At 51.2% G+C, this 17941-nt stretch carries 19 protein-coding genes; 6 read left to right on the top strand and 13 right to left on the bottom strand.

Annotated features, from left to right (window positions below; genetic code table 11):
* Nucleotide 1 precedes the first annotated feature (1 nt).
* Complete coding sequence (locus SPIRS_RS22745; protein WP_013253635.1) at nt 2–382, top strand: YkvA family protein; 381 nt, start codon at nt 2–4, stop codon at nt 380–382.
* Here SPIRS_RS22745 and SPIRS_RS05230 read toward each other — a convergent pair.
* Both SPIRS_RS05230 and SPIRS_RS05225 read right to left on the bottom strand, forming a co-directional pair.
* Complete coding sequence (locus SPIRS_RS05230; RefSeq protein WP_013253634.1) at nt 372–1001, bottom strand: MBL fold metallo-hydrolase; 630 nt, start codon at nt 999–1001, stop codon at nt 372–374. The genes SPIRS_RS22745 and SPIRS_RS05230 overlap by 11 nt on opposite strands.
* Before the next feature lie 88 nt (nt 1002–1089).
* Nucleotides 1090–1506 (bottom strand): bacteriohemerythrin, encoded by a 417-nt coding sequence (locus tag SPIRS_RS05225; RefSeq protein WP_013253633.1) that lies wholly within the window; start codon nt 1504–1506, stop codon nt 1090–1092.
* A 50-nt stretch (nt 1507–1556) separates the two neighbouring features.
* On the opposite strand from SPIRS_RS05225, the gene asnA reads away from it, so the two are divergent.
* Nucleotides 1557–2666 (top strand): aspartate--ammonia ligase, encoded by a 1110-nt coding sequence (asnA, locus tag SPIRS_RS05220; protein ID WP_281047055.1) that lies wholly within the window; start codon nt 1557–1559, stop codon nt 2664–2666.
* An 18-nt stretch (nt 2667–2684) separates the two neighbouring features.
* Here the strand turns inward: asnA and SPIRS_RS05215 are convergent, their stop codons facing one another.
* The 6 genes from SPIRS_RS05215 to SPIRS_RS05190 all read right to left on the bottom strand — a co-directional run bounded on the left by SPIRS_RS05215 (nt 2685) and on the right by SPIRS_RS05190 (nt 8927).
* Nucleotides 2685–3119, bottom strand: a complete 435-nt coding sequence (locus SPIRS_RS05215; RefSeq protein WP_013253631.1) for an RbsD/FucU family protein — start codon at nt 3117–3119, stop codon at nt 2685–2687.
* Between the two features lie 24 nt (nt 3120–3143).
* The gene (locus SPIRS_RS05210) at nt 3144–4568 is read right to left on the bottom strand and encodes an L-fucose/L-arabinose isomerase family protein (protein WP_013253630.1); all 1425 of its coding nucleotides are present in this window, start codon (nt 4566–4568) and stop codon (nt 3144–3146) included.
* Nucleotides 4565–5647, bottom strand: coding sequence for an ABC transporter permease (locus SPIRS_RS05205; RefSeq protein WP_013253629.1), 1083 nt, complete (start codon nt 5645–5647; stop codon nt 4565–4567). The genes SPIRS_RS05210 and SPIRS_RS05205 overlap by 4 nt, the downstream gene beginning before the upstream one ends.
* A 15-nt stretch (nt 5648–5662) precedes the next feature.
* Nucleotides 5663–7216: a sugar ABC transporter ATP-binding protein gene (locus tag SPIRS_RS05200; protein WP_013253628.1), complete on the bottom strand. Its 1554-nt coding sequence runs from the start codon at nt 7214–7216 to the stop codon at nt 5663–5665.
* Between the two features lie 2 nt (nt 7217–7218).
* Nucleotides 7219–7887: a DUF2291 family protein gene (locus tag SPIRS_RS05195; RefSeq protein ID WP_041865989.1), complete on the bottom strand. Its 669-nt coding sequence runs from the start codon at nt 7885–7887 to the stop codon at nt 7219–7221.
* Between the two features lie 83 nt (nt 7888–7970).
* Nucleotides 7971–8927, bottom strand: coding sequence for a D-ribose ABC transporter substrate-binding protein (locus tag SPIRS_RS05190; RefSeq protein ID WP_013253626.1), 957 nt, complete (start codon nt 8925–8927; stop codon nt 7971–7973).
* A 192-nt stretch (nt 8928–9119) separates the two neighbouring features.
* Here SPIRS_RS05190 and SPIRS_RS05185 point away from each other — a divergent pair, with 192 nt between their 5' ends.
* Genes SPIRS_RS05185 through SPIRS_RS05170 form a run of 4 tightly spaced genes read left to right on the top strand, consistent with a single transcriptional unit; the run spans nt 9120 to nt 13162 of the window.
* Nucleotides 9120–9947, top strand: coding sequence for a transketolase (locus SPIRS_RS05185; protein WP_013253625.1), 828 nt, complete (start codon nt 9120–9122; stop codon nt 9945–9947).
* A gap of 1 nt (nt 9948) precedes the next feature.
* Nucleotides 9949–10911: a transketolase family protein gene (locus SPIRS_RS05180; protein ID WP_013253624.1), complete on the top strand. Its 963-nt coding sequence runs from the start codon at nt 9949–9951 to the stop codon at nt 10909–10911.
* Nucleotides 10911–12392: an FGGY family carbohydrate kinase gene (locus tag SPIRS_RS05175; RefSeq protein WP_013253623.1), complete on the top strand. Its 1482-nt coding sequence runs from the start codon at nt 10911–10913 to the stop codon at nt 12390–12392. The genes SPIRS_RS05180 and SPIRS_RS05175 overlap by 1 nt, the downstream gene beginning before the upstream one ends.
* Complete coding sequence (locus SPIRS_RS05170) at nt 12365–13162, top strand: DeoR/GlpR family DNA-binding transcription regulator (RefSeq protein ID WP_245537703.1); 798 nt, start codon at nt 12365–12367, stop codon at nt 13160–13162. Before SPIRS_RS05175 ends, SPIRS_RS05170 begins: the two co-directional genes overlap by 28 nt.
* Before the next feature lie 27 nt (nt 13163–13189).
* On the opposite strand, the gene SPIRS_RS05165 is transcribed toward SPIRS_RS05170, so the two are convergent.
* The 5 genes from SPIRS_RS05165 to SPIRS_RS05145 all read right to left on the bottom strand — a co-directional run bounded on the left by SPIRS_RS05165 (nt 13190) and on the right by SPIRS_RS05145 (nt 17889).
* A complete protein-coding gene (locus SPIRS_RS05165) occupies nt 13190–13546 on the bottom strand; it encodes a winged helix-turn-helix domain-containing protein (protein ID WP_013253621.1) in 357 nt (118 codons plus the stop codon).
* 6 nt (nt 13547–13552) lie between these two features.
* Entirely contained in the window at nt 13553–14839 is a 1287-nt protein-coding gene (locus tag SPIRS_RS05160) for an aminotransferase class I/II-fold pyridoxal phosphate-dependent enzyme (protein WP_013253620.1), read from the bottom strand.
* A gap of 161 nt (nt 14840–15000) precedes the next feature.
* The gene (gene arcC / locus SPIRS_RS05155; RefSeq protein WP_013253619.1) at nt 15001–15954 is read right to left on the bottom strand and encodes a carbamate kinase; all 954 of its coding nucleotides are present in this window, start codon (nt 15952–15954) and stop codon (nt 15001–15003) included.
* Nucleotides 15955–16085: 131 nt separating this feature from the next.
* Nucleotides 16086–17522, bottom strand: coding sequence for a Sapep family Mn(2+)-dependent dipeptidase (locus SPIRS_RS05150; protein WP_013253618.1), 1437 nt, complete (start codon nt 17520–17522; stop codon nt 16086–16088).
* The gene (locus SPIRS_RS05145) at nt 17512–17889 is read right to left on the bottom strand and encodes a RidA family protein (RefSeq protein WP_013253617.1); all 378 of its coding nucleotides are present in this window, start codon (nt 17887–17889) and stop codon (nt 17512–17514) included. Before SPIRS_RS05145 ends, SPIRS_RS05150 begins: the two co-directional genes overlap by 11 nt.
* Between the last annotated feature and the right edge of the window lie 52 nt (nt 17890–17941).

The following is a 17941-nucleotide window of genomic DNA, read 5'->3' as shown; positions in this document are numbered from 1 at the left end:
CATGAAAGCTTCGGCGAAGCTGAAACAACGAGCCCTTCGGCTAAAAAAAGAGATAGGCGCCATTGCCTATCTCGTACAAGAACCGGGGCTCTCACTTTTGCCGAAGCTGCTGATGTTTCTTACCCTTGCCTACGCCCTTAGCCCCATTGACTTGGTTCCCGATTTCATCCCCGTCCTTGGTTATGTGGATGATCTTTTCATCCTTCCGGCCCTCATAGCACTTACCATCAAAACCATTCCAAACGATGTCATGAAAGCTGCAAGGGAACGGGCGGAAAGAGAGCCGCCTCAGCTTAAAAAGAGATGGTTTTTCGCCGTCCTTTTTATCGTGATATGGCTCTCTCTTGCCGGACTGGTATTCAGGTTTCTATTTAAAGCGTAATACTCTCCTCGTTTTTTAACAGTGTACCCTTACAGGAAATCGACTTAAGAAAACGCTGGGCATCTTTTCGCGTACCGACAATGTCTCCCCAATGATAAGGGACTACCATGGAGGGTGCTATCGCTTTCGCGGCCTTGGCGGCCTCCTCCGCATCCATGGTAAAGGTACCACCTACCGGCAAAAGGGCCAAATCGATACCGTCGAGTCCTCCCATCTCCTCTATGAGGTCGGTATCACCCGCGTAATAGACCTTTTTGCCTTCCATGGAAAGAATAAAACCAAGCCACTGCTTCTCACGCGGATGAAACTCTTTTTCGAGATTGTAGGCAGGAACGGCCGTAATAGCTATGGAACCGGAAACCGTGACCGAATCTCCCGGCTTGACGGCCATTCCATACCCAAGTTCCTCGACAACATCGGCAGACGCAACGATCTCGGTATTATCCCTTCGCAGGGCCTTGATGTCGTCGATTGAAAAATGATCGTAATGGGAATGACTTATGAGGATTACGTCGGCGTCGTGGGGTTCTCCTTCAATCTTCCACGGATCGATATAAACGGTTTTCGAGCCAAAGACCAGAAAACTTGCATGCCCAAGCCATGTAAGTGTAAGCGACATTGCACGCCTCCTTATCAGAGAACAAATAATACTACAATTATAATGATGACTTCCTGACGGAAGCAACTTTTTTTAAACGGGCAGCCCCTTATTCTTCCGCTTTCACCGTTTTCCCGGCAAAAAAACTACGGTAGGCGGCATCGCTGCCCAGAATGTGGTTTTGCACCCAATCCATGAGGAAATTCAGGACATCCACCGAAATAAAAAGCTTGCCTGCCTGAAATTGCTTTTGAAGATCGATTGCCTTTTGTGTGAAGAATTGATGTTCGGCCTTATGCTTATCAGCGTCAGGATAATCATATTGCTCAAAGGCCTTCTCTTCGGAGGTAAAATGGTAGACAGTATATTTTACGAGTCCATCAAGAACCTTCGTGATGATCTCATTGCTCTTTCCGTTACGCATCGCGTCATGAAGGGCATTCAAATGACCAATCAAGACTTTATGCTGATCATCGAAGGTGTCTACTCCCACACTTAAACTTTCATTCCAGCTTATCAGTGCCATGCCATCTCCTTTTCTTAGGAATTAAGTCAACATACCACAAAGGGTACCCTTTGGCCAGTTCAAAAAAAGCGCATAGGAACTTGCTGTTTAAGCCTGTCGTAGTTGGCGAGAAGCGAGAGCTTCGCTACAATATCCCTATTATGATCGACGGATATAAACAACAGTTGGGATTAATGGCCACCGAACGCGGTATTAAGCTGATCAAGGATACCTTTGAGCAGGAGCTGTCCAGAGGACTCGATCTGCAGAGGGTCAGCGCCCCCAAATTCCTCGAGGTGGGAGACGGTCTTCAAGACGATCTTGCAGGAACCCAGGAACCGGTCAGTTTTCGCGTCAAACACCGCCCGGCTAACATCGAAATCGTACATAGCCTTGCAAAATGGAAAAGAATGGCCCTTTCCAGGTACGGCTTTGCTCCGGATACGGGCCTGTACACCGATATGGATGCGATACGAAAGGATGAGGATGTCAGCGAAATCCACAGTATCTACGTCGACCAGTGGGACTGGGAAAAACGCATCACCCCCGAATATCGAAATCTTGACTACCTCAAGGAAACGGTACGTTCGATCTATCTTGCAATGAAAAAGACAGAGCAGATTGTCCACGAAGCATTTCCCATTATCGAACCTCGAATGCCTCACCAGATTACCTTCATCCACTCCGCCGAATTGGAAAAACGATGGCCGGAACATACCCCAAAAGAACGTGAGGAGCTGGCTGCAAAGGAGTATGGAGCTTTCTTTCTCATCGGTATCGGTGCAAAACTTGCATCGGGTAAGCCCCACGATCTGAGGGCCGCCGACTACGACGACTGGATCACCGAAAACAGCGACGGCTATCAGGGGCTAAACGGCGACATCATTGTCTTTGATCACACCAGGGGACGGGCCATGGAACTCTCATCCATGGGGATTCGTGTCTCCCCGGAATCGCTAAAGGCTCAGCTCAGGGAGATGGGCCAGGAAGAGCGGCTCTCCTGGAGCTTCCACCGGGGTGTTATCGACGGCTCCATGCCCCTCTCCATCGGGGGAGGAATAGGCCAGAGCAGGCTTTGTATGTTACTGCTTCATAAGATGCACATCGGAGAGGTTCAGGCAAGTATCTGGCCGGATTCAATGATCGAAGAATACGCAAAAATCGGGGTCTCCTTTCTATAAAAAGAAGACCCCGCCCTTTTATTCTCCGGGAAGGACCCCTTTCTTGAGTATGATGCATGCGTACAGCGCCTGATCACCGGTGGAAACCACTGCGTATGCGGATTTGGCCCGTTCGTAGAAGGCAAAGCGCTCAATATACTCAAAATCGGTAAAGTCTGTATGGTGGCGTTTTACGATAGTCCGAAACTCATCCCACCGTTTCGGCTTTGTCGAATCGCCGGCAACCACCTCGAGGAGCCCCGCCGGTTTTTCTACAAAGGTATCAAGAGGGAAAAGCCGGAGAATCGCATCAAGCACCTCGGGCACATTGTGCCCGTCGCAGCGTACAAGCCGCTTTGCGCATGAGGCATGGGGAAAGTTCCCGTCTCCGATGACAAGATCATCCCCATGTCCCATCTCCATCAAAATTTTCAAAAGATCAGGGGGGATGATCTTGGGAATACCCTTCAGCATACTAACCTCCTCGTGCTTCCTACCCTATTCGTGACGATACAGCTCCCAGCCGAGATAACGCCCCGTCGCTTCCTCAATGATATCGGCGACAAGCCCCCGGCTCATGGCAATATGATGCTCAAAGCCATTCCGTGTGATGTGGCGAAGCAGGTTGTTCAAATTTTTGACCTTACAGACTGCAATGCCCCCGTCCATGCCGTAGGGATCGTCGGTAAAGGCTCCCTCACCCAGATAGGATTTTATCACACCTCTGCGATCATCGGTGGAAATTCGAAAGAAGGTAAAATCTCCTGGGGCAACCTTTCCCTTGATTGCACCAAAACAGCGGTCGGGTCCAATGGTATTACCGAGAATGTCGAGGTTGGAGATCTCCAGCTCGCTTCCCATGAAACTCTTCGGATAGTTTGAACAGTGGGTACAGACACAGGTATCGGCGTCGTAATCGAAATTGTTATTCCAGTCGAGGAATCCCGGAGGATTCCCGGATGCAAGCAAAAGGGTATACATAGAGACAGCACCGGCAACATCCATCTCACAGGCAGAGGGCTTTTGCTTCTCTCCCATCATACTCATGGTCAGGCAGGAGGCACAGCCGTAATTGTACTCCAGGGAGTCCCAGCACTGTATGGCACTGGCATCCAATTCGTTTTCCTCCATGAAGCGATTCACGGCAACAGAGAAACGGGTCTGAAGCAGGATATGCTCCTCGGAAATACTCTTTGGAATCTTACCATAGGCCCCTATGGCCTCCCGCATCGATTTCACCGCAGGATCGGAAGTTTTAAGGAAACGGGCTGAAGCAAGGATCTCGGAGAGATCTATCGGCACCACCGTTATACCGGATGCCTGCAGCAGCTTCTCCGAAAAACGGACCGTTTGGAACCCGGCAGGTCGTGCTCCGATGGCCCCGATACGGGCTTTTCGCAGGCCACGAACCGTACGACAAACGGCGGCAAAGCGGTGAAGGTCGGCAAGGAATTCATCGCTTCGGAGATCACAGGTATGGTGGGTCGTGTCGGTAAAATCGATACCGTACTGGTAGAGATTATTGCATACCGATATCTTCCCGCAAAAGGAATCTCTGCGCTGAAGGATACCGACTTTATCGTTTTCATCATTTGCGGCCTGAACCAGCACAGGAACCTTAAGATCTGCCATGGTCAGGGTATTCACAACCCCTAACTCATCACCAAAATTGGGTAGTATGACGATGACTCCGTCGATATCACCCCGATGTCCGTCGAAGAGTTCGGCGCAGAGTTTTGCATCCCTGTAAGTCTCGATGCAGCCGCTGGTGGTCTGCCCCTCATCGGGAATCACATAGCCGTAGCCGGTCCTATCAAGGATCTCTAGAAGCGCCCTGCGGTCGGCCAGGGCAAGCTCGGCATTGAAGATATTCCGTGTAGCGGGAATGATTCCGAATGTAAGCTTCTTTTCCATTATTTTCATGCGATCTCAGCCTCCTCACCTTTCTTTGTTTCGCCGCCGGTCAGAGAAACCGACGAACGTGCCTTCATCTGCTGCTGCATCTGATCGAAGATAACAGCTGCAACAATAACGACTCCCTTGATAACATTCTGCCAAAACTCAGAGACGCCCATCATCACCAAACCGTCGCCCAGGACCCCCATGACAAAGGCACCGATGATGGTACCACCGATGGTCCCGATACCTCCCGAGAGGCTGGTACCGCCGAGAACAGCCGCCGCGATTGCAGACATCTCATAGGTTTCACCGGTTGCAGGATGGGCGGCGACAAGCTGCGATGCGATGATAAGTCCCACGATGGCCGAACAGAAGCCGGAAAAGGCGTAGACAATCGTGGTTATTCGCTTCACCTTTACCCCGGACAACCTTGCGGCCCTGGCGTTGCCCCCGATGGCGTAGATGTGTCTGCCCAGAGGTGTCTTTTTGGCCACATAGATACCAATGGCAAGGACGATGATCAGAATCCAGATTGAAACGGGAATGCCGATGATCTTTCCTGCACCGAGGAAAGGAAATCCGGTGTTTCCAAGCCGCGCCTGGCCCTGAAGGTTGGGAAAGGTGGCGCCGCCGGAGCGGATGTTGGCAAAGCCCCTGGCAATGTACATCATACCGAGGGTTCCAATAAATGGGGCAACATTGAAGCGGGTTATTACAAGACCGTTGACAAGTCCGATCAAGGTACCGAGGATCAGGGTCAGAATGATAATAACCCATACATGATAGTAGATCGTCATGTGAAACATCGGAAGATTTAGGCCCTCATGGATCAAACCTCCCGCAATCATGCCGCAAAGGCCGACAATGGAACCGACGGAGAGGTCGATCCCTCCGGTGATGATGACAAAAGTCATGCCGATGGCAAGGATTGCCGTAATCGCCACATGCTTCGTGACGGTAAGGAGGTTTATCGGCGAAAGGAAATTAATCCCCCGATTCGACAACAGCAACGTAAAGGCAACGGTAAGAATGAACAAAGCGATAAAGGTGCGCGCCTGCATCAGAATCATACCGATCGAGATATTCTGTTTATTGTTTTTCATGGTACTCCTCTTCGTTTAGTTCCGGCCTTCCCGGACAGCGGTGGTGATGTGCCCCACGGCCGAAGCCTCGACAAGGGCCTCTTCACTGGCCTCCTCCCGGGGGAAGACACCAGTCACCGCTCCCTTCGACATAACGAGAATGCGATCGGAAATCGCACGCAGCTCCCTGATTTCGCTGGTGACAAAGATGATGCCGAGTCCCTGCTTGGCAAGTCTGTTCATGATGGAAAAAACTTCACCCTTGGCTGCTACATCGATTCCCCGTGTAGGCTCGTCCATTAAAAGAATCTGGGGCTGGGTCAGAAGGCTCTTTCCTATCACGACCTTTTGCTGATTACCGCCGGAAAGGCTGCTCACCAGAACCGCGGAACCGGCGGTCTTCAGGGACATCTCATGAATAAGGTGGTCGACCTCTTCCTGTTCATCCCTCTTTCGAAGGTGGATTCCCCTTATTGCAAGGCGAAACAGACTTGCCAGGGTCATATTATCCGCCACTGACATGGTGGGGACCAGACCTTCTCGCTGCCGGTCCTCGGGGATAAGCGCAAACCCATCCCGAATTCTTCCGGTGATGGTGCTGCTTACGATTTTTTCTCCCTTGAGATATACCTCACCGGCAGCCTCCGGATGCTCTCCAATGAGCGTCTCAAGCAGTTCAGACCGGCCCGCTCCCACTAAGCCGTAGATGCCGAGGATTTCACCGGCATGGAGCTCAAAGGAAACATCGCGGACACTGTACCCCTCTCCCTCTCGGGGGAGATAGATGTGTTTACACTCAAGAATCGTATCACCAAGGGCATGGGCCTCTCCGGTAAAAATCTCATCCGCCTCTCCGCCCACCATCTGCTTAACAATCCACTGAAGATCGATGGAGGCCATCGTGGTTTCCGTAACAAGGCGCCCATCCCGCAGAACGGTAATATAATCGCCAATCTGCAAGAGCTCTTCCAACCTATGCGATATATAGACGATGGTAACCCCGTGGGCCTTCAGTTCATCGATCATCTCGAACAGTATATCGACCTCACTTGTGGAAAGGGCCGAGGTCGGCTCATCCATGATAAGAATCTCTGCATTCTGGGCAAGGGCCTTGGCAATCTCCACAATCTGCTGCTGGCCGATCCTCAGAGAACTCACCAAGACCCGGGGACCGATATCCTGCTTCAGCTTTTTCATGAGTGAAGCGGTAAACTCCTCCTGAGAGTCGTAATCCACCCGTCCGCCCTTTTTAATCTTTTCCCTTGCAATGAAAATATTGTCGCTGACATTGAGATTGGGAAAGAGATTCATCTCCTGATATATAATGGAAATTCCCCTGTCCGCAGCATCGTTCGGAGAGAAAAAACGGCATTGTTCACTTTTTAGGAAAATCTCGCCGGAACTTGGCTGTTCAACTCCCGCAAGAATCTTCATCAAGGTTGATTTTCCCGCACCGTTTTCCCCCACAAGGACATTCACCTTTCCCCGATATACATTAAAATCAACGTTACTCAGGGCAATCGTTCCAGGGTATTTCTTGTAGATTCCCTTTGCCTGAAGGATAATCTCGTCTCGTTCCTGTTTCGCCATTCCTATTCCTCCGGCTTTAGTTCCACGGGAGTGATAAGGATGCTCTTGCCTTCCACCCACTGGAAGGCACCGAGAAAATCGACCATTTTTCCCTGAAGCGCTTCACGATCAAGATCATTCAGCACCACGGCCTTTATCTTGTTGTTCAGCTCGCGGGAGACATTGGCGAATTCCAGCTGATTGGTAAAATCATCAAAATTAATAAAATCCATCGAGTCCCGAACGGCTGTGCCCTTCATAACAGGGCCTATCTGAATTTCGACCGGCTTGCCATCGGGACCGGTGAGATCAAGAGAGATGGTGGATGCAGCCGACTCGGTGTTGACCGATATAACCTTTGCCGTACCGCTTACCATAAAATTAAAGGGGGCGGTAATCTCGATTCGATATCCGTATTTCTCGATGGCCGTATCAGGTTCTTCCTTCAGCATGCCGAAGAGGGTGTCGGCTTCCACGGCCTGCTCCCTGATTCGGGGCAAAACACGCTCATTCCAAATCGAATCGACATAGACTGTTGCATCGAATTCCCCGGTGTCGAAATAGATAGAAATCTCGCCATCCTCTTCCTTCTGATCATCATCGTGTCGTACGATGGTACAGCCGCTGCCGAACGTCAAAAAAACGACGAGCATAAGACCGAAGACCGGCGGGGCTGAATCTCTTATCTTCATGTGCACAATGCGCTCCTCTTGGTGATGTCAAACCGGGTCGGGACCTCCCCGACCCGGAAGATGGTTAGAACTTTTCGATTATGCTACTGCTCCAGTACGAAATTGTCCAATTTTTTCGCATTGCTGCTGTCGATGAGTACGCAGTCGGTAAGCTGTTTTTCGGGGGCACCTGTCGAACCTGTCTCGATGTATTTGTCTGCCTGCTGAACGGCAAGGCGTGCATTATATGCACAGGTTTGGAGAACGGTAGCCTTGATGTCGCCCGCAAGGATGGAATCACGTACATCATTTGATCCGTCGAAGCCGACAACGATAACATCGCCCATACCCGCAGCCTTTAACGCGGCCATAGCTCCCATTGCCATGGTATCATTACCGCAGATAACACCTTTGATATCGGGGTTGGCCTGCAGGATCGATTCCATCTTTTCATAGGCTTCGGTTTGACTCCAGTTTGCACTCTGCCTGGCAACCATCTCAAGGGCCGGATATTGGTCGAGAATCTCGTGATACCCCTTTGACCGGATACCCGCATTGGTGTCGGATTCTTTGCCGACCAGCTCTACAAACTTTCCTTCCTCACCCATCAGTTCGACGAATTTTTCGGCACCGATAACCGCTCCCTGGTAGTTGTTCGATACGATCTGACTGACGGCAAGGCCTGTTTCATTGATCTCGCGGTCGATAAGAAAGCTGGGGATCCCCGCCTCTTTTGCCCGTCTCACGGGACCGATCGTTGCATCCGCACCTGCATTGTCCACGATGATAGCCAGTGCACCGGCGGCAATGGCGGTATCGAACTGCTGATCCTGCAGGTTTGCATCGTCATCATGGGAAAGCACCGTTGTTGCGTATCCCATTTTCTTTGCCTCGTCATCGGCGGCCACAGCTTCGGTTTTGAAAAAGGGGTTGTCGTGGGAAGGTGTAATAATAAAGATGGTATTACCCTTTTTTTCCGATTTCGCCTCCTGATCTCCGGATGCCCACAATCCAACGGTCATAAACGTTAGCAAAAGAAAAATTATCGCCGTCTTTTTCACCTTTTCATCCTCCTGATAATCTGGTTTTGGATAACACTTACGTTTTAACACGACATAACTCAGCTGTCAAACATTAATTTTCTGTTTTTTTCTTTAATTACTTGTTTTTATTTTGTTTTACTTTGTTTTATATATTTTTTTTCTTTGACTACTTTCGTATACTATGCTATCTTTCACCTATATGGAGGCTATATGAAAAACAAATACCGGCTGTCTCACTCCGAAATAGCCATAAAAGCACGTAGTATCAGAAAAAAAATCATAGAAATGAATGCTCATGCGGGGGCAGGCCATACAGGTACGGATCTTTCCGAGGTCGACATCCTGGCGACCCTCTACTTTCATATCCTGAATGTCGACAACGAAAGGCCTGATGACCCGGATAGGGATCGTTTTATCCTCAGTAAGGGACATGGAGCCGGAGGCTATTATTGCACCCTTGCCGAAGCCGGATTCATCGAAGAAGAACTGCTGCAAACCTATTTGCAGGCGGATTCGAAATTACCGGGACATCCCGTCAGGCAAAAAACAACCGGAGTGGAGTTGAATACAGGAGCCCTCGGCCACGGTCTCCCGGTAGGCGTGGGGCTTGCTCTCGCAGCCAAAAAGCAAAACAAGAGTTGGAAAAGCTATGTATTGCTCGGAGATGGGGAACTGGGCGAAGGCTCGAACTGGGAGGCTGCCATGGCGGCAAGTCATTACAAGCTGGACAATCTCACGGCAATCATCGACCGAAACACCCTGCAGCTTGCCGATCGTACCGAAAAAATCATGGGGCTTGAGCCCCTGGCCGATAAGTGGAAGGCTTTCGGCTTCGAGGTACATCAGACCGATGGAAATGATCCCCAGTCACTACTGGAATGCTTTGCCAGCCTCGAGGCAGGAAATAATCGGCCGAAACTCATTATCGCCCGAACCACAAAGGGCAAAGGGATATCGTTTATTGAAGATAAGGCATCCTGGCACCACAGAATTCCAGTGGGTAACGAAGTGTTTGCCGCAATCAAGGAGTTGGAATAAAATGAAAGCGGGATTACGAGAAACAATGGTCGAAGTAATGACAGAAGAGGCCGAAAAGGGCAAAAACCTTGTGGTCATGGTGAGCGACTCGACTTCAACATCAAAAATACAACCCTTTCAGGAAAAATTTCCGGAGAAGGTGGTGAATGTCGGTATTGCGGAACAAAATCTGATTGGTGCGGCGGCGGGGATGGCCCTGGGAGGAATGATTCCGATAACAGCGAATGCAGCCCCTTTTCTAATCGGCCGATCAAACGAGCAGGTCAAGAACGATATCTGCTACTCAAATACCAACGTGAAGCTTGTCGGGCTCAATCCCGGCTTTGCCTATGGTCCCCTCGGTCCGACCCACCACTGTATCGATGACATATCGGTCATGAGAGGTTTTGGAAATATTACGATCTTTACCCCCCAGGATCCGAGAGAGGTCCGTGCCCTCTTTCACTACCTCCTTTCCCATGAGGGACCAGCCTACATTCGTCTCGATTCCTTCAGCTGCGAAAACCTGCCGGGCACATCGGAAAACTTCAAACCCGGGGCCCTGACCTTCCATAGAGGCGGAAGCGGGGACGATTGTGATCTTGCAATCATCTGTCTCGGTACCGCCTCTCATGCAGGCCTTGCCGCGGCCGAACGCCTCGCATCCGAGGGCATTAATGCGGCAGTCGTCGGAATATCCTCCATTCGCCCCATAGACCGGGGGGCTCTTTCAGCGGTGATAGCAAGCTGCGGCAGGGTCCTTACCGTGGAAGAACACTCCGCCCATGGGGGAATAGGGAGCCTTGCGGCGGAAGTGATTGCGGAAAACGGGCTGTCGGCCATACTCAAGCGGCTTGCGATACCCGAGGGTCAGTTTGCCCCCGCAAGTCCCGTTCCGGCTATTCAAAAAGCGTATCAGCTCGACAGCGAAGGAATAGTGGCGGCAACACATACATTTCTCCGGCAAACAAGGAAGGACGATTAATGAAGGAAGCTGCACTTCTCTCCATCGACCAGGGAACCAGCGGCTCCAAAGCTATTCTATTCAGCCTAAGCGGGAAGCTGATGGCCAAGGCGACCGTGGCCACCAGGCAGAGTTATCCACAGGCGGGATTTGTTGAGCAAGATCCCGAGGAGCTCTATCGATCGGTTATACAGGCGGTGGAAGCTGCAGTGAGGCAATACGAAGAGGAAGGTGGAGATAGAAGGGCCATTCGCTGCTGCGGTATCTCAAACCAGAGAGAAACCTTCCTTCTCTGGGATCGTAAGGGAAAGCCCCTTCGCCCTGCCGTGGTCTGGCAGTGTAAAAGGTCGGTTGCCGTCTGCTCCAGGCTTGAGGAGGAAGGATACGGTGACATTCTTACCCGGCGAACAGGGCTTATCATCGATCCCTATTTTTCGGGAACAAAACTGACGGCCATACTGGAGCAGGAGAAAGATATTGCCGAACAGGTACACGCTGGCAAGGCCTTCTTCGGGACGGTGGATAGCTGGTTACTTTTCAGACTTACCGGAGGAGTGTATGCAAGCGACTTTACCAATGCCTCCAGAACCCTCTTCATGAATCTCGACGCTCTAAGCTGGGACGAAGAGATGATTGCGCTTCTTTCCGCAGAGGGCTTACGGCTTCCGGAACTCGGCCCCTCTTCACGGATATTCGGTACAAGTGATTTCGAAGGGGTTTTCTCCTCCCCCATTCCCATCAGCGCGATGATAGGCGATTCCCACGCCGCAGCCTTCGGTGAACGCTGTTTCTCTTCGGGCAACGCCAAGGTTACCCTGGGGACAGGATCCTCTATCCTCATGAATACCGGTTCACAGCGTCCGGTTTCGAAAAACGGCATGGTTGCGACCATATGCTGGAGTACAGGTGACAGGGTCGACTACGCCCTTGAAGGTATTATTGTCTCCTGCGGATCGACCATAACGTGGATGCGCGATCAACTCGGACTTTTCGACGAGAGCCGCGATTCCGATATCTTGGCCGAAAGTGTAACAAGCAGCGACGGCGTATGCCTCATCCCGGCCTTCTCAGGCTTGGGAGCCCCCTATTGGAAGATGGATCAGAAGGGGATGATTGCCGGTCTTACCTTCGCAAGTACCAAGGCCCATGTGGTTCGAGCGGGACTCGAATCGATTGCCTTCCAGATTAAGGATGTGATAACGGCAATGGAAGCCGACAGCGGCATAACGCTTCGAAGTCTCAAGGCAGACGGAGGACTGACAGTCAGCAACTTCACCCTCTCGCTGATAGCTTCACTATTGCAAGTGCCGGTAACAGTCATCGACGTAAAAGAGGCATCCGCCCTTGGAGCAGGCGTGCTTGCAGCTCTCGGTGCAGGAATTTTTTCGAGTATTGATGAAATCGCGGCAATACCCTACAATTCTGTCGACCACAAGCCGAAAGCCAACCCTTCATCCCTTGAGGCCTATGCTTTGTGGAAACAGACAATAAGGACATTATAGCCGAGATGCTCGCCGAACAACGCCGACAGAAGATCATTGAGCTTATTCGAGAAAACGGGAGTGCAAGGGTAAGTTACCTTAGCGAAACCTTTGGGGTCACGGAACCGACTATTCGCCAGGACCTTATGAAACTGGAGAGCGACGGAGAGATCATAAGGGATCATGGTGGTGCTTTTTTAAAGGACTTTTCAAAGGGCGTAAAAGAGCTATCACTCCACCATATGGAAAATCTCGACAAGAAAATATCGATCGGGAAAAAGGCCGCCGAATTCATTCACGACGGAGACGCCATCATCCTTGACTCGGGCTCCACGGTAACCGAGGCGGCAAAAAATATCGTGGCCAGGAAGAATCTGAAGGTCATTACCAACAGCTTGAATATCACCCTCCTGCTTGGTGCCGAACCGAGCCATGAAGTGCATCTTACAGGAGGAGAATTCAAGGCACCGACCCTTTCCCTCACCGGAGAAAAGGCGGCGGAGTTTATTGCAAACACCTTCGTCGACAAGCTGTTTCTTGCAACAGCGGGAATATCCTTGAAAGCAGGTCTAATGTATCCAGGATTCAGCGATCTCCCTGTAAAACGAGCCATGATAGACGCTGCAGAAACCGTCTACCTCCTCGCCGATTCAACAAAAATAGGAAAGACCGCCTTTGCCCTTTTGGGAGGGCTGGACTGTATCGACTATCTGATTACCGACCAGGGAATCTCAAAAGCCGACATCGAGCAATTTCAGGATCTGGGTATTGAAGTGATTATTGCCGAGTGAAAAAGAGCGGATCGTAGAATAAAAGTATTATTCGGGAAAGCGTTCGTCCATCCTGGCGACAAATTTAGCGAAACTTCCCTTTGAGAAATGCTTTATTTCATTTTCAAAGGTGAGATAGGTTTCAACGAACCCTTCGCCGTACTCGGTAAGAACCGCCCCCTCCCGGGCCTCGCCCCCCTTGCGTCGGCTTAAGACCTGTCTGCCCAGGGACTCCTCCAACCTGCGCATCATCATATGGGCCTTGGCGTAGGAAAGGTTCATCTCTTTAGCCGCTTTCCGGATGGAACCGTGGCGCCGGATCCCCTCTAAAAGCCAGAGGACCCCGGCGCCCATAAACTTTTCACCCTCTTCATCCACAAAGTAGATCTTGAGTTTCAAATCCATGGCGTACTACAGCACCTCACCGGCCGCCTTCAGTATCGTCTGGTAGAGTTCTTCAAGGTTCTCGATCTCCACACTGGAATAGGCGATCCTGAGATACTTCTCCTGAATCGATATGGTCCCGACTCCGTACTTGTCCAAAAGGTGAAGCCGGAGTTTTTCACTGTTGCCTTTATAGACAAACGTCATGAAATAACCACTGTTAAAGGGAAGGGGCTGAAGCGGCGCATCCGAGGGAAAACGGCCGACAAGCTCACGAACCTTGCGGTATCTGGCCTCAAGGATGGAAAAAGCCTCCTGCTTTTGATCGAGATAGCCCGGCTCTTTCATGCCCCGAAGCAAGAGGCTCTGAGCGATCTTACTCGAATTACTGATGGATGATCGAATGGCTCCCATGGTTTTCTTTTCCAAAGCCTCATACTGATCGCCACTCATTCCATGACCGGCATAGGTAATAAAACCGATCCGAAAGCCCCAGGCGAACTCCTCCTTGGTTGCTCCGTCCACCTTCACGGCAAAAATATTCTCGTGAAGATCGGCAAGTCGTGCGAAAAGCGACTCGGTGCAGGTTCCCTTTTCATAGAAAAGACCGAAATAGGCATCATCGGTAATGCACAGGACCTTCTTTCCCTCATCGGCAAGGCTCTTGAGAACGGCCACGATCTGGTCGGCCTCACGTTCGGTGGGACTGTAACCGGTGGGGTTGTTCGGAAAATTGAGGATGAGGGCCACCGTATCCCCCTCGACCGATTCGAGGGTATCTTTAAGGGCGGAAACATGGAGCCCGCCTTCATCATTGAAAAAGGGAAATGAGAGGATCTTTGCCTTGTTTCTGCCCTCGAATATCAGACGATAATTGCCCCAGAACATATCGGGCACAACGATGCTGTCCCCTTCGTCGAGAAAAAGGTCAGAAACAACGGAAATTCCGTGGGTTAGGCCGCTGGTAACAAGGGGAAGACTCGTGTTCTTTCCCTTGAGAGAGGGATTCTTCCGGTCCATTTCGCTTCTCCACAGCTTACGAAGCTCGGGGACACCGGGGGTCGGAGCATAGGGAAATATCTCCTGTTCCTCGATTCCCGGAACAAGATCCTTGATTCCCTTCAGGTACATCGGTACGGGCCCTTTTGTGGCCATTCCTACCGTTGCATTAAAGCGGTGGGCTTTCTGCTTTGCCTCTGCGGATTGAGCAACGATCCCCTTTGGAAAGTAAAACCGTTTTCCAAAATCGGACAAGAGCCGATACGCAGTACTTCCTTCCAAACGATCGTTCAGTTCATGTGCAATTGTATTCATCGGACCTATACCTCTTTCACTTCCAGTTTTCGGTGGCCCCAGTGTAGCATTTTCCAGTGGGCCGCGCAATTTCTTTCCCCTCAGCTTCCCATAAAAAAGGGACGCCGATCATCCGGCGTCCCTACCCCTACCATGTCACTCAAAGGAAAACATACGGAACCTCAGGCCCGTATGTGCGTCCCCGTTTTCCCTTCAATGGCATCCAATGCCTTATCCAAACTGGTAATAATCGCTTCCTTTCCACTCCATGAGGCGAACCGGACCGCCGCCTCAACCTTTGGTCCCATACTTCCCGCAAGGAAATGTCCCTCTGCCATGTAAGCCTTTGCCTCGGTCACCGTAATTTTACCAAGCTCCTGCTGGTTCGGTTTATTGAAATTGATGCAGACCTTCTCCACATCGGTAAGAATCATGAGAATATCGGCGGATACTACCTGGGCGAGGCAAAAACCGGCACGATCTTTATCGATAACAGCATCCACCCCGGAATAGCTACCATCATTCTCTTTTTTAACGGGAATTCCACCACCGCCGGAAGCTATCACAAGTGCACCATTTCGTACGAGATCCTGGATAATTCCCCTTTCAAGGATTGATATGGGCTCGGGAGAGGGCACTACCCTACGCCATCCCTTGTGAACGCCGGGCTTAACCTCTTTTATCCTGTATCCTTTTTCGCGCTCCAGCCGTACCGCCTCATCTGCGTTATAAAAAGGGCCTACCGGCTTTGAAGGATTCTGAAAATCGGGATCATCCGCGCTTACTTCAACCTGCGTCACTAAAGAACAGACGGAAGCCGTAAGGTCTGCTTTTTGCAGGTGGAAGGCTATTCTGTTCTGCATCATCCATCCGATCTGTCCCTGCGTCATGGCACCGCAAACGGCAAGACTCTGAGGAGGAACACTAGCCTTGGCCTCTTCCTGCTGTATCAGAAGTGCGCCTGCCTGGGGGCCGTTTCCATGGGTAATAACCGGTTTATATCCCGACTCCACAATTTTGGCTATCTGTTCGGCAGTCTTATCCACATTGTGAAACTGTTCTTCCGTCGTGCCCGTCTCATGGGCTTGTTTGATGGCGTTTCCGCCGAGAGCAATAACAATTACTTCACCAGCCATTGGAACTCTCCTCATCCGCTGCAGAATGCATGGGAAATTTGACTCCATTCAAAGCAGAAAAAGAAGGCCACGTCAAGTACCGCAACAGCTTGCAACATAATTTTTTTCGAAAATCGTACAAGATGGGCCGTTTACCCCATGGAAAGAGCCATAATGGCATCGGACCAGATCTCAACTGCACTTAGTAAATCGGCCTCGCTGATATATTCATCAGCCTTATGAGCCGTCAATTCCGAGCCGGGAAAGAGGGGACCGAACCCGACACAGTTACTCATGGCACGTGCGTATGTCCCACCGGACATGATAACGGGGCGGGCCGAAATGTCTCCGGATATGGATCGATAGGAGGCAAGGAGCTTCCCGACAAGAGGAAGGCTTTCGGAAAAGGAGATGGGAGGCAGATGCCGAAGCGGAAGAAAACGTCCAGACCATTTCTCAAGACTGCGACGGATCATCCCGGTCACGAAATCAGGAGAGGCACTTATGGGATAACGAAGCTGGGTCACAATAGAAAAGCGCCCGGGCTGCAAGCAGGCAAGCCCGGGGTTACAGGAAACCTTACCGGATTCATCGGAAAGCTCACCAAGACCGAGGCCCTCCCCGTGAAACTGCTCCAAGAGGGAAGCAGAGGCAAAGGCGGCAATGCGATCAAAGGGAGAAGCAAGAGGAATCCTCATAGCGTAGCGATCAAGAAACGAGAGAGCGGCAACAAGCGCATTCACCCCCAACCAGGGCGTGGTAGAGGGGGCTGAGACACCCGAAAAACGGAGCTCGACCCTGCAGGGTTCAAGCTCATTTGGAACGGTAAAATCGGCCATAGGTTCCTGCGCCACCAAACCGCGAAAATCATCCAGCAGGCGGCAAGGGACGGAAAGGAGCATGCGGCAGAAGGCAGGGACCGACCTTACCGAAGCATCAGGACCGTTTTCAAGCTCCAGGAGCACAATAGAGTCTTCATCTTCCGCAGAATATGGGGAAGAAAGCTCCCAGACAAATTCACAATCAAGGATACCTTTCTCGCCGCGGACAACGGGAAAGGGAGCATCGGGGGTAAAGGAGAGATGAGGATCGGGACGGCGGCGGCGGTATTCGGCAATTCCCTGCATACCGCTCTCCTCGTTTGTGCCGAGGATGATACGGATCGGTTGAAAAGGGAGAAAACCCTCCTCACGGAGAGCAGCAAGGGCATACAAGATTCCCAGGGCCGGACCTTTGTCGTCGAAGGCCCCTCGTCCGAACAATTTTCCCTCGTTACGGCTCAAGCGGAACGGAGGGACGCTCCAGGTACCGTAGGCCGGGACCACATCTACGTGGACTATCACCCCGATTCCGGCGTTTCCCGTCTCAAAAGGATCCCAGAGGACCTCTCCGGCAAATCCATCGAAATTGGTGGTATGAAAACCGAAGGTACGGGCCCGGGAAAGATACCACGAAAGAGCAGCGGCGGGCCCAGGTCCGAAGGGGGCCCCGGGTAAAGGCTCCCCCTCGATGCTCTCTATTGAAATAAATTCGTCAAGATCCGAAAGAAATTGATTCCAGAATGTTTCGAGGAACCCCTTAATCGACAAGTGCTACCATCTCGATTTCAACCAATCCCCCAAGAGGAAGTTTGGCTACCTCGACGCAACTTCTCGCAGGATAGGGTTCGGAAAGATAGGAGGCATATACCCCATTCATTGCGGCAAAATCGTCCATGCTGTTGAGAAAGACCATCACCTTCACCACTCGATCAAGTCCGCTCCCCGCAGCTTGAAGCACTGAGATAAGATTTTCAAAGGATTGGCGTGTTTGCGCCTCAATCCCCTCTGCAAGCTCACCACGATCCTTGTCGAATCCGAGCTGCCCCGAAGTGAACACCAGGTTTCCCGTCCGTACTGCATGGCTGTAAGGGCCGACGGCGGCCGGTGCGCCTGGAGCATTAATTGCTTTATGCATAAAAAACCTCCCGAAACATATGCTTTTACCGATGATAGCCCGAATCAAAATG

Origin of the sequence: Sediminispirochaeta smaragdinae DSM 11293, from assembly GCF_000143985.1 — a bacterium.
In the GTDB taxonomy this organism is placed as follows: domain Bacteria; phylum Spirochaetota; class Spirochaetia; order DSM-16054; family Sediminispirochaetaceae; genus Sediminispirochaeta; species Sediminispirochaeta smaragdinae.
This window is presented reverse-complemented; position numbering and strand designations above follow the sequence as displayed.

Excerpts from the sequence above, each read along its gene's own strand:
- SPIRS_RS22745 (WP_013253635.1), top strand. The coding sequence starts at position 2 with ATGAAAGCTTCGGCGAAGCTGAAACAACGAGCCCTTCGGCTAAAAAAA.
- SPIRS_RS05230 (WP_013253634.1), bottom strand. The coding sequence starts at position 1,001 with ATGTCGCTTACACTTACATGGCTTGGGCATGCAAGTTTTCTGGTCTTT.
- SPIRS_RS05225 (WP_013253633.1), bottom strand. The coding sequence starts at position 1,506 with ATGGCACTGATAAGCTGGAATGAAAGTTTAAGTGTGGGAGTAGACACC.
- SPIRS_RS05215 (WP_013253631.1), bottom strand. The coding sequence starts at position 3,119 with ATGCTGAAGGGTATTCCCAAGATCATCCCCCCTGATCTTTTGAAAATT.
- SPIRS_RS05210 (WP_013253630.1), bottom strand. The coding sequence starts at position 4,568 with ATGAAAATAATGGAAAAGAAGCTTACATTCGGAATCATTCCCGCTACA.
- SPIRS_RS05205 (WP_013253629.1), bottom strand. The coding sequence starts at position 5,647 with ATGAAAAACAATAAACAGAATATCTCGATCGGTATGATTCTGATGCAG.
- SPIRS_RS05200 (WP_013253628.1), bottom strand. The coding sequence starts at position 7,216 with ATGGCGAAACAGGAACGAGACGAGATTATCCTTCAGGCAAAGGGAATC.
- SPIRS_RS05195 (WP_041865989.1), bottom strand. The coding sequence starts at position 7,887 with ATGAAGATAAGAGATTCAGCCCCGCCGGTCTTCGGTCTTATGCTCGTC.
- SPIRS_RS05185 (WP_013253625.1), top strand. The coding sequence starts at position 9,120 with ATGAAAAACAAATACCGGCTGTCTCACTCCGAAATAGCCATAAAAGCA.
- SPIRS_RS05180 (WP_013253624.1), top strand. The coding sequence starts at position 9,949 with ATGAAAGCGGGATTACGAGAAACAATGGTCGAAGTAATGACAGAAGAG.
- SPIRS_RS05175 (WP_013253623.1), top strand. The coding sequence starts at position 10,911 with ATGAAGGAAGCTGCACTTCTCTCCATCGACCAGGGAACCAGCGGCTCC.
- SPIRS_RS05165 (WP_013253621.1), bottom strand. The coding sequence starts at position 13,546 with ATGGATTTGAAACTCAAGATCTACTTTGTGGATGAAGAGGGTGAAAAG.
- SPIRS_RS05160 (WP_013253620.1), bottom strand. The coding sequence starts at position 14,839 with ATGAATACAATTGCACATGAACTGAACGATCGTTTGGAAGGAAGTACT.
- arcC (WP_013253619.1), bottom strand. The coding sequence starts at position 15,954 with ATGGCTGGTGAAGTAATTGTTATTGCTCTCGGCGGAAACGCCATCAAA.
- SPIRS_RS05145 (WP_013253617.1), bottom strand. The coding sequence starts at position 17,889 with ATGCATAAAGCAATTAATGCTCCAGGCGCACCGGCCGCCGTCGGCCCT.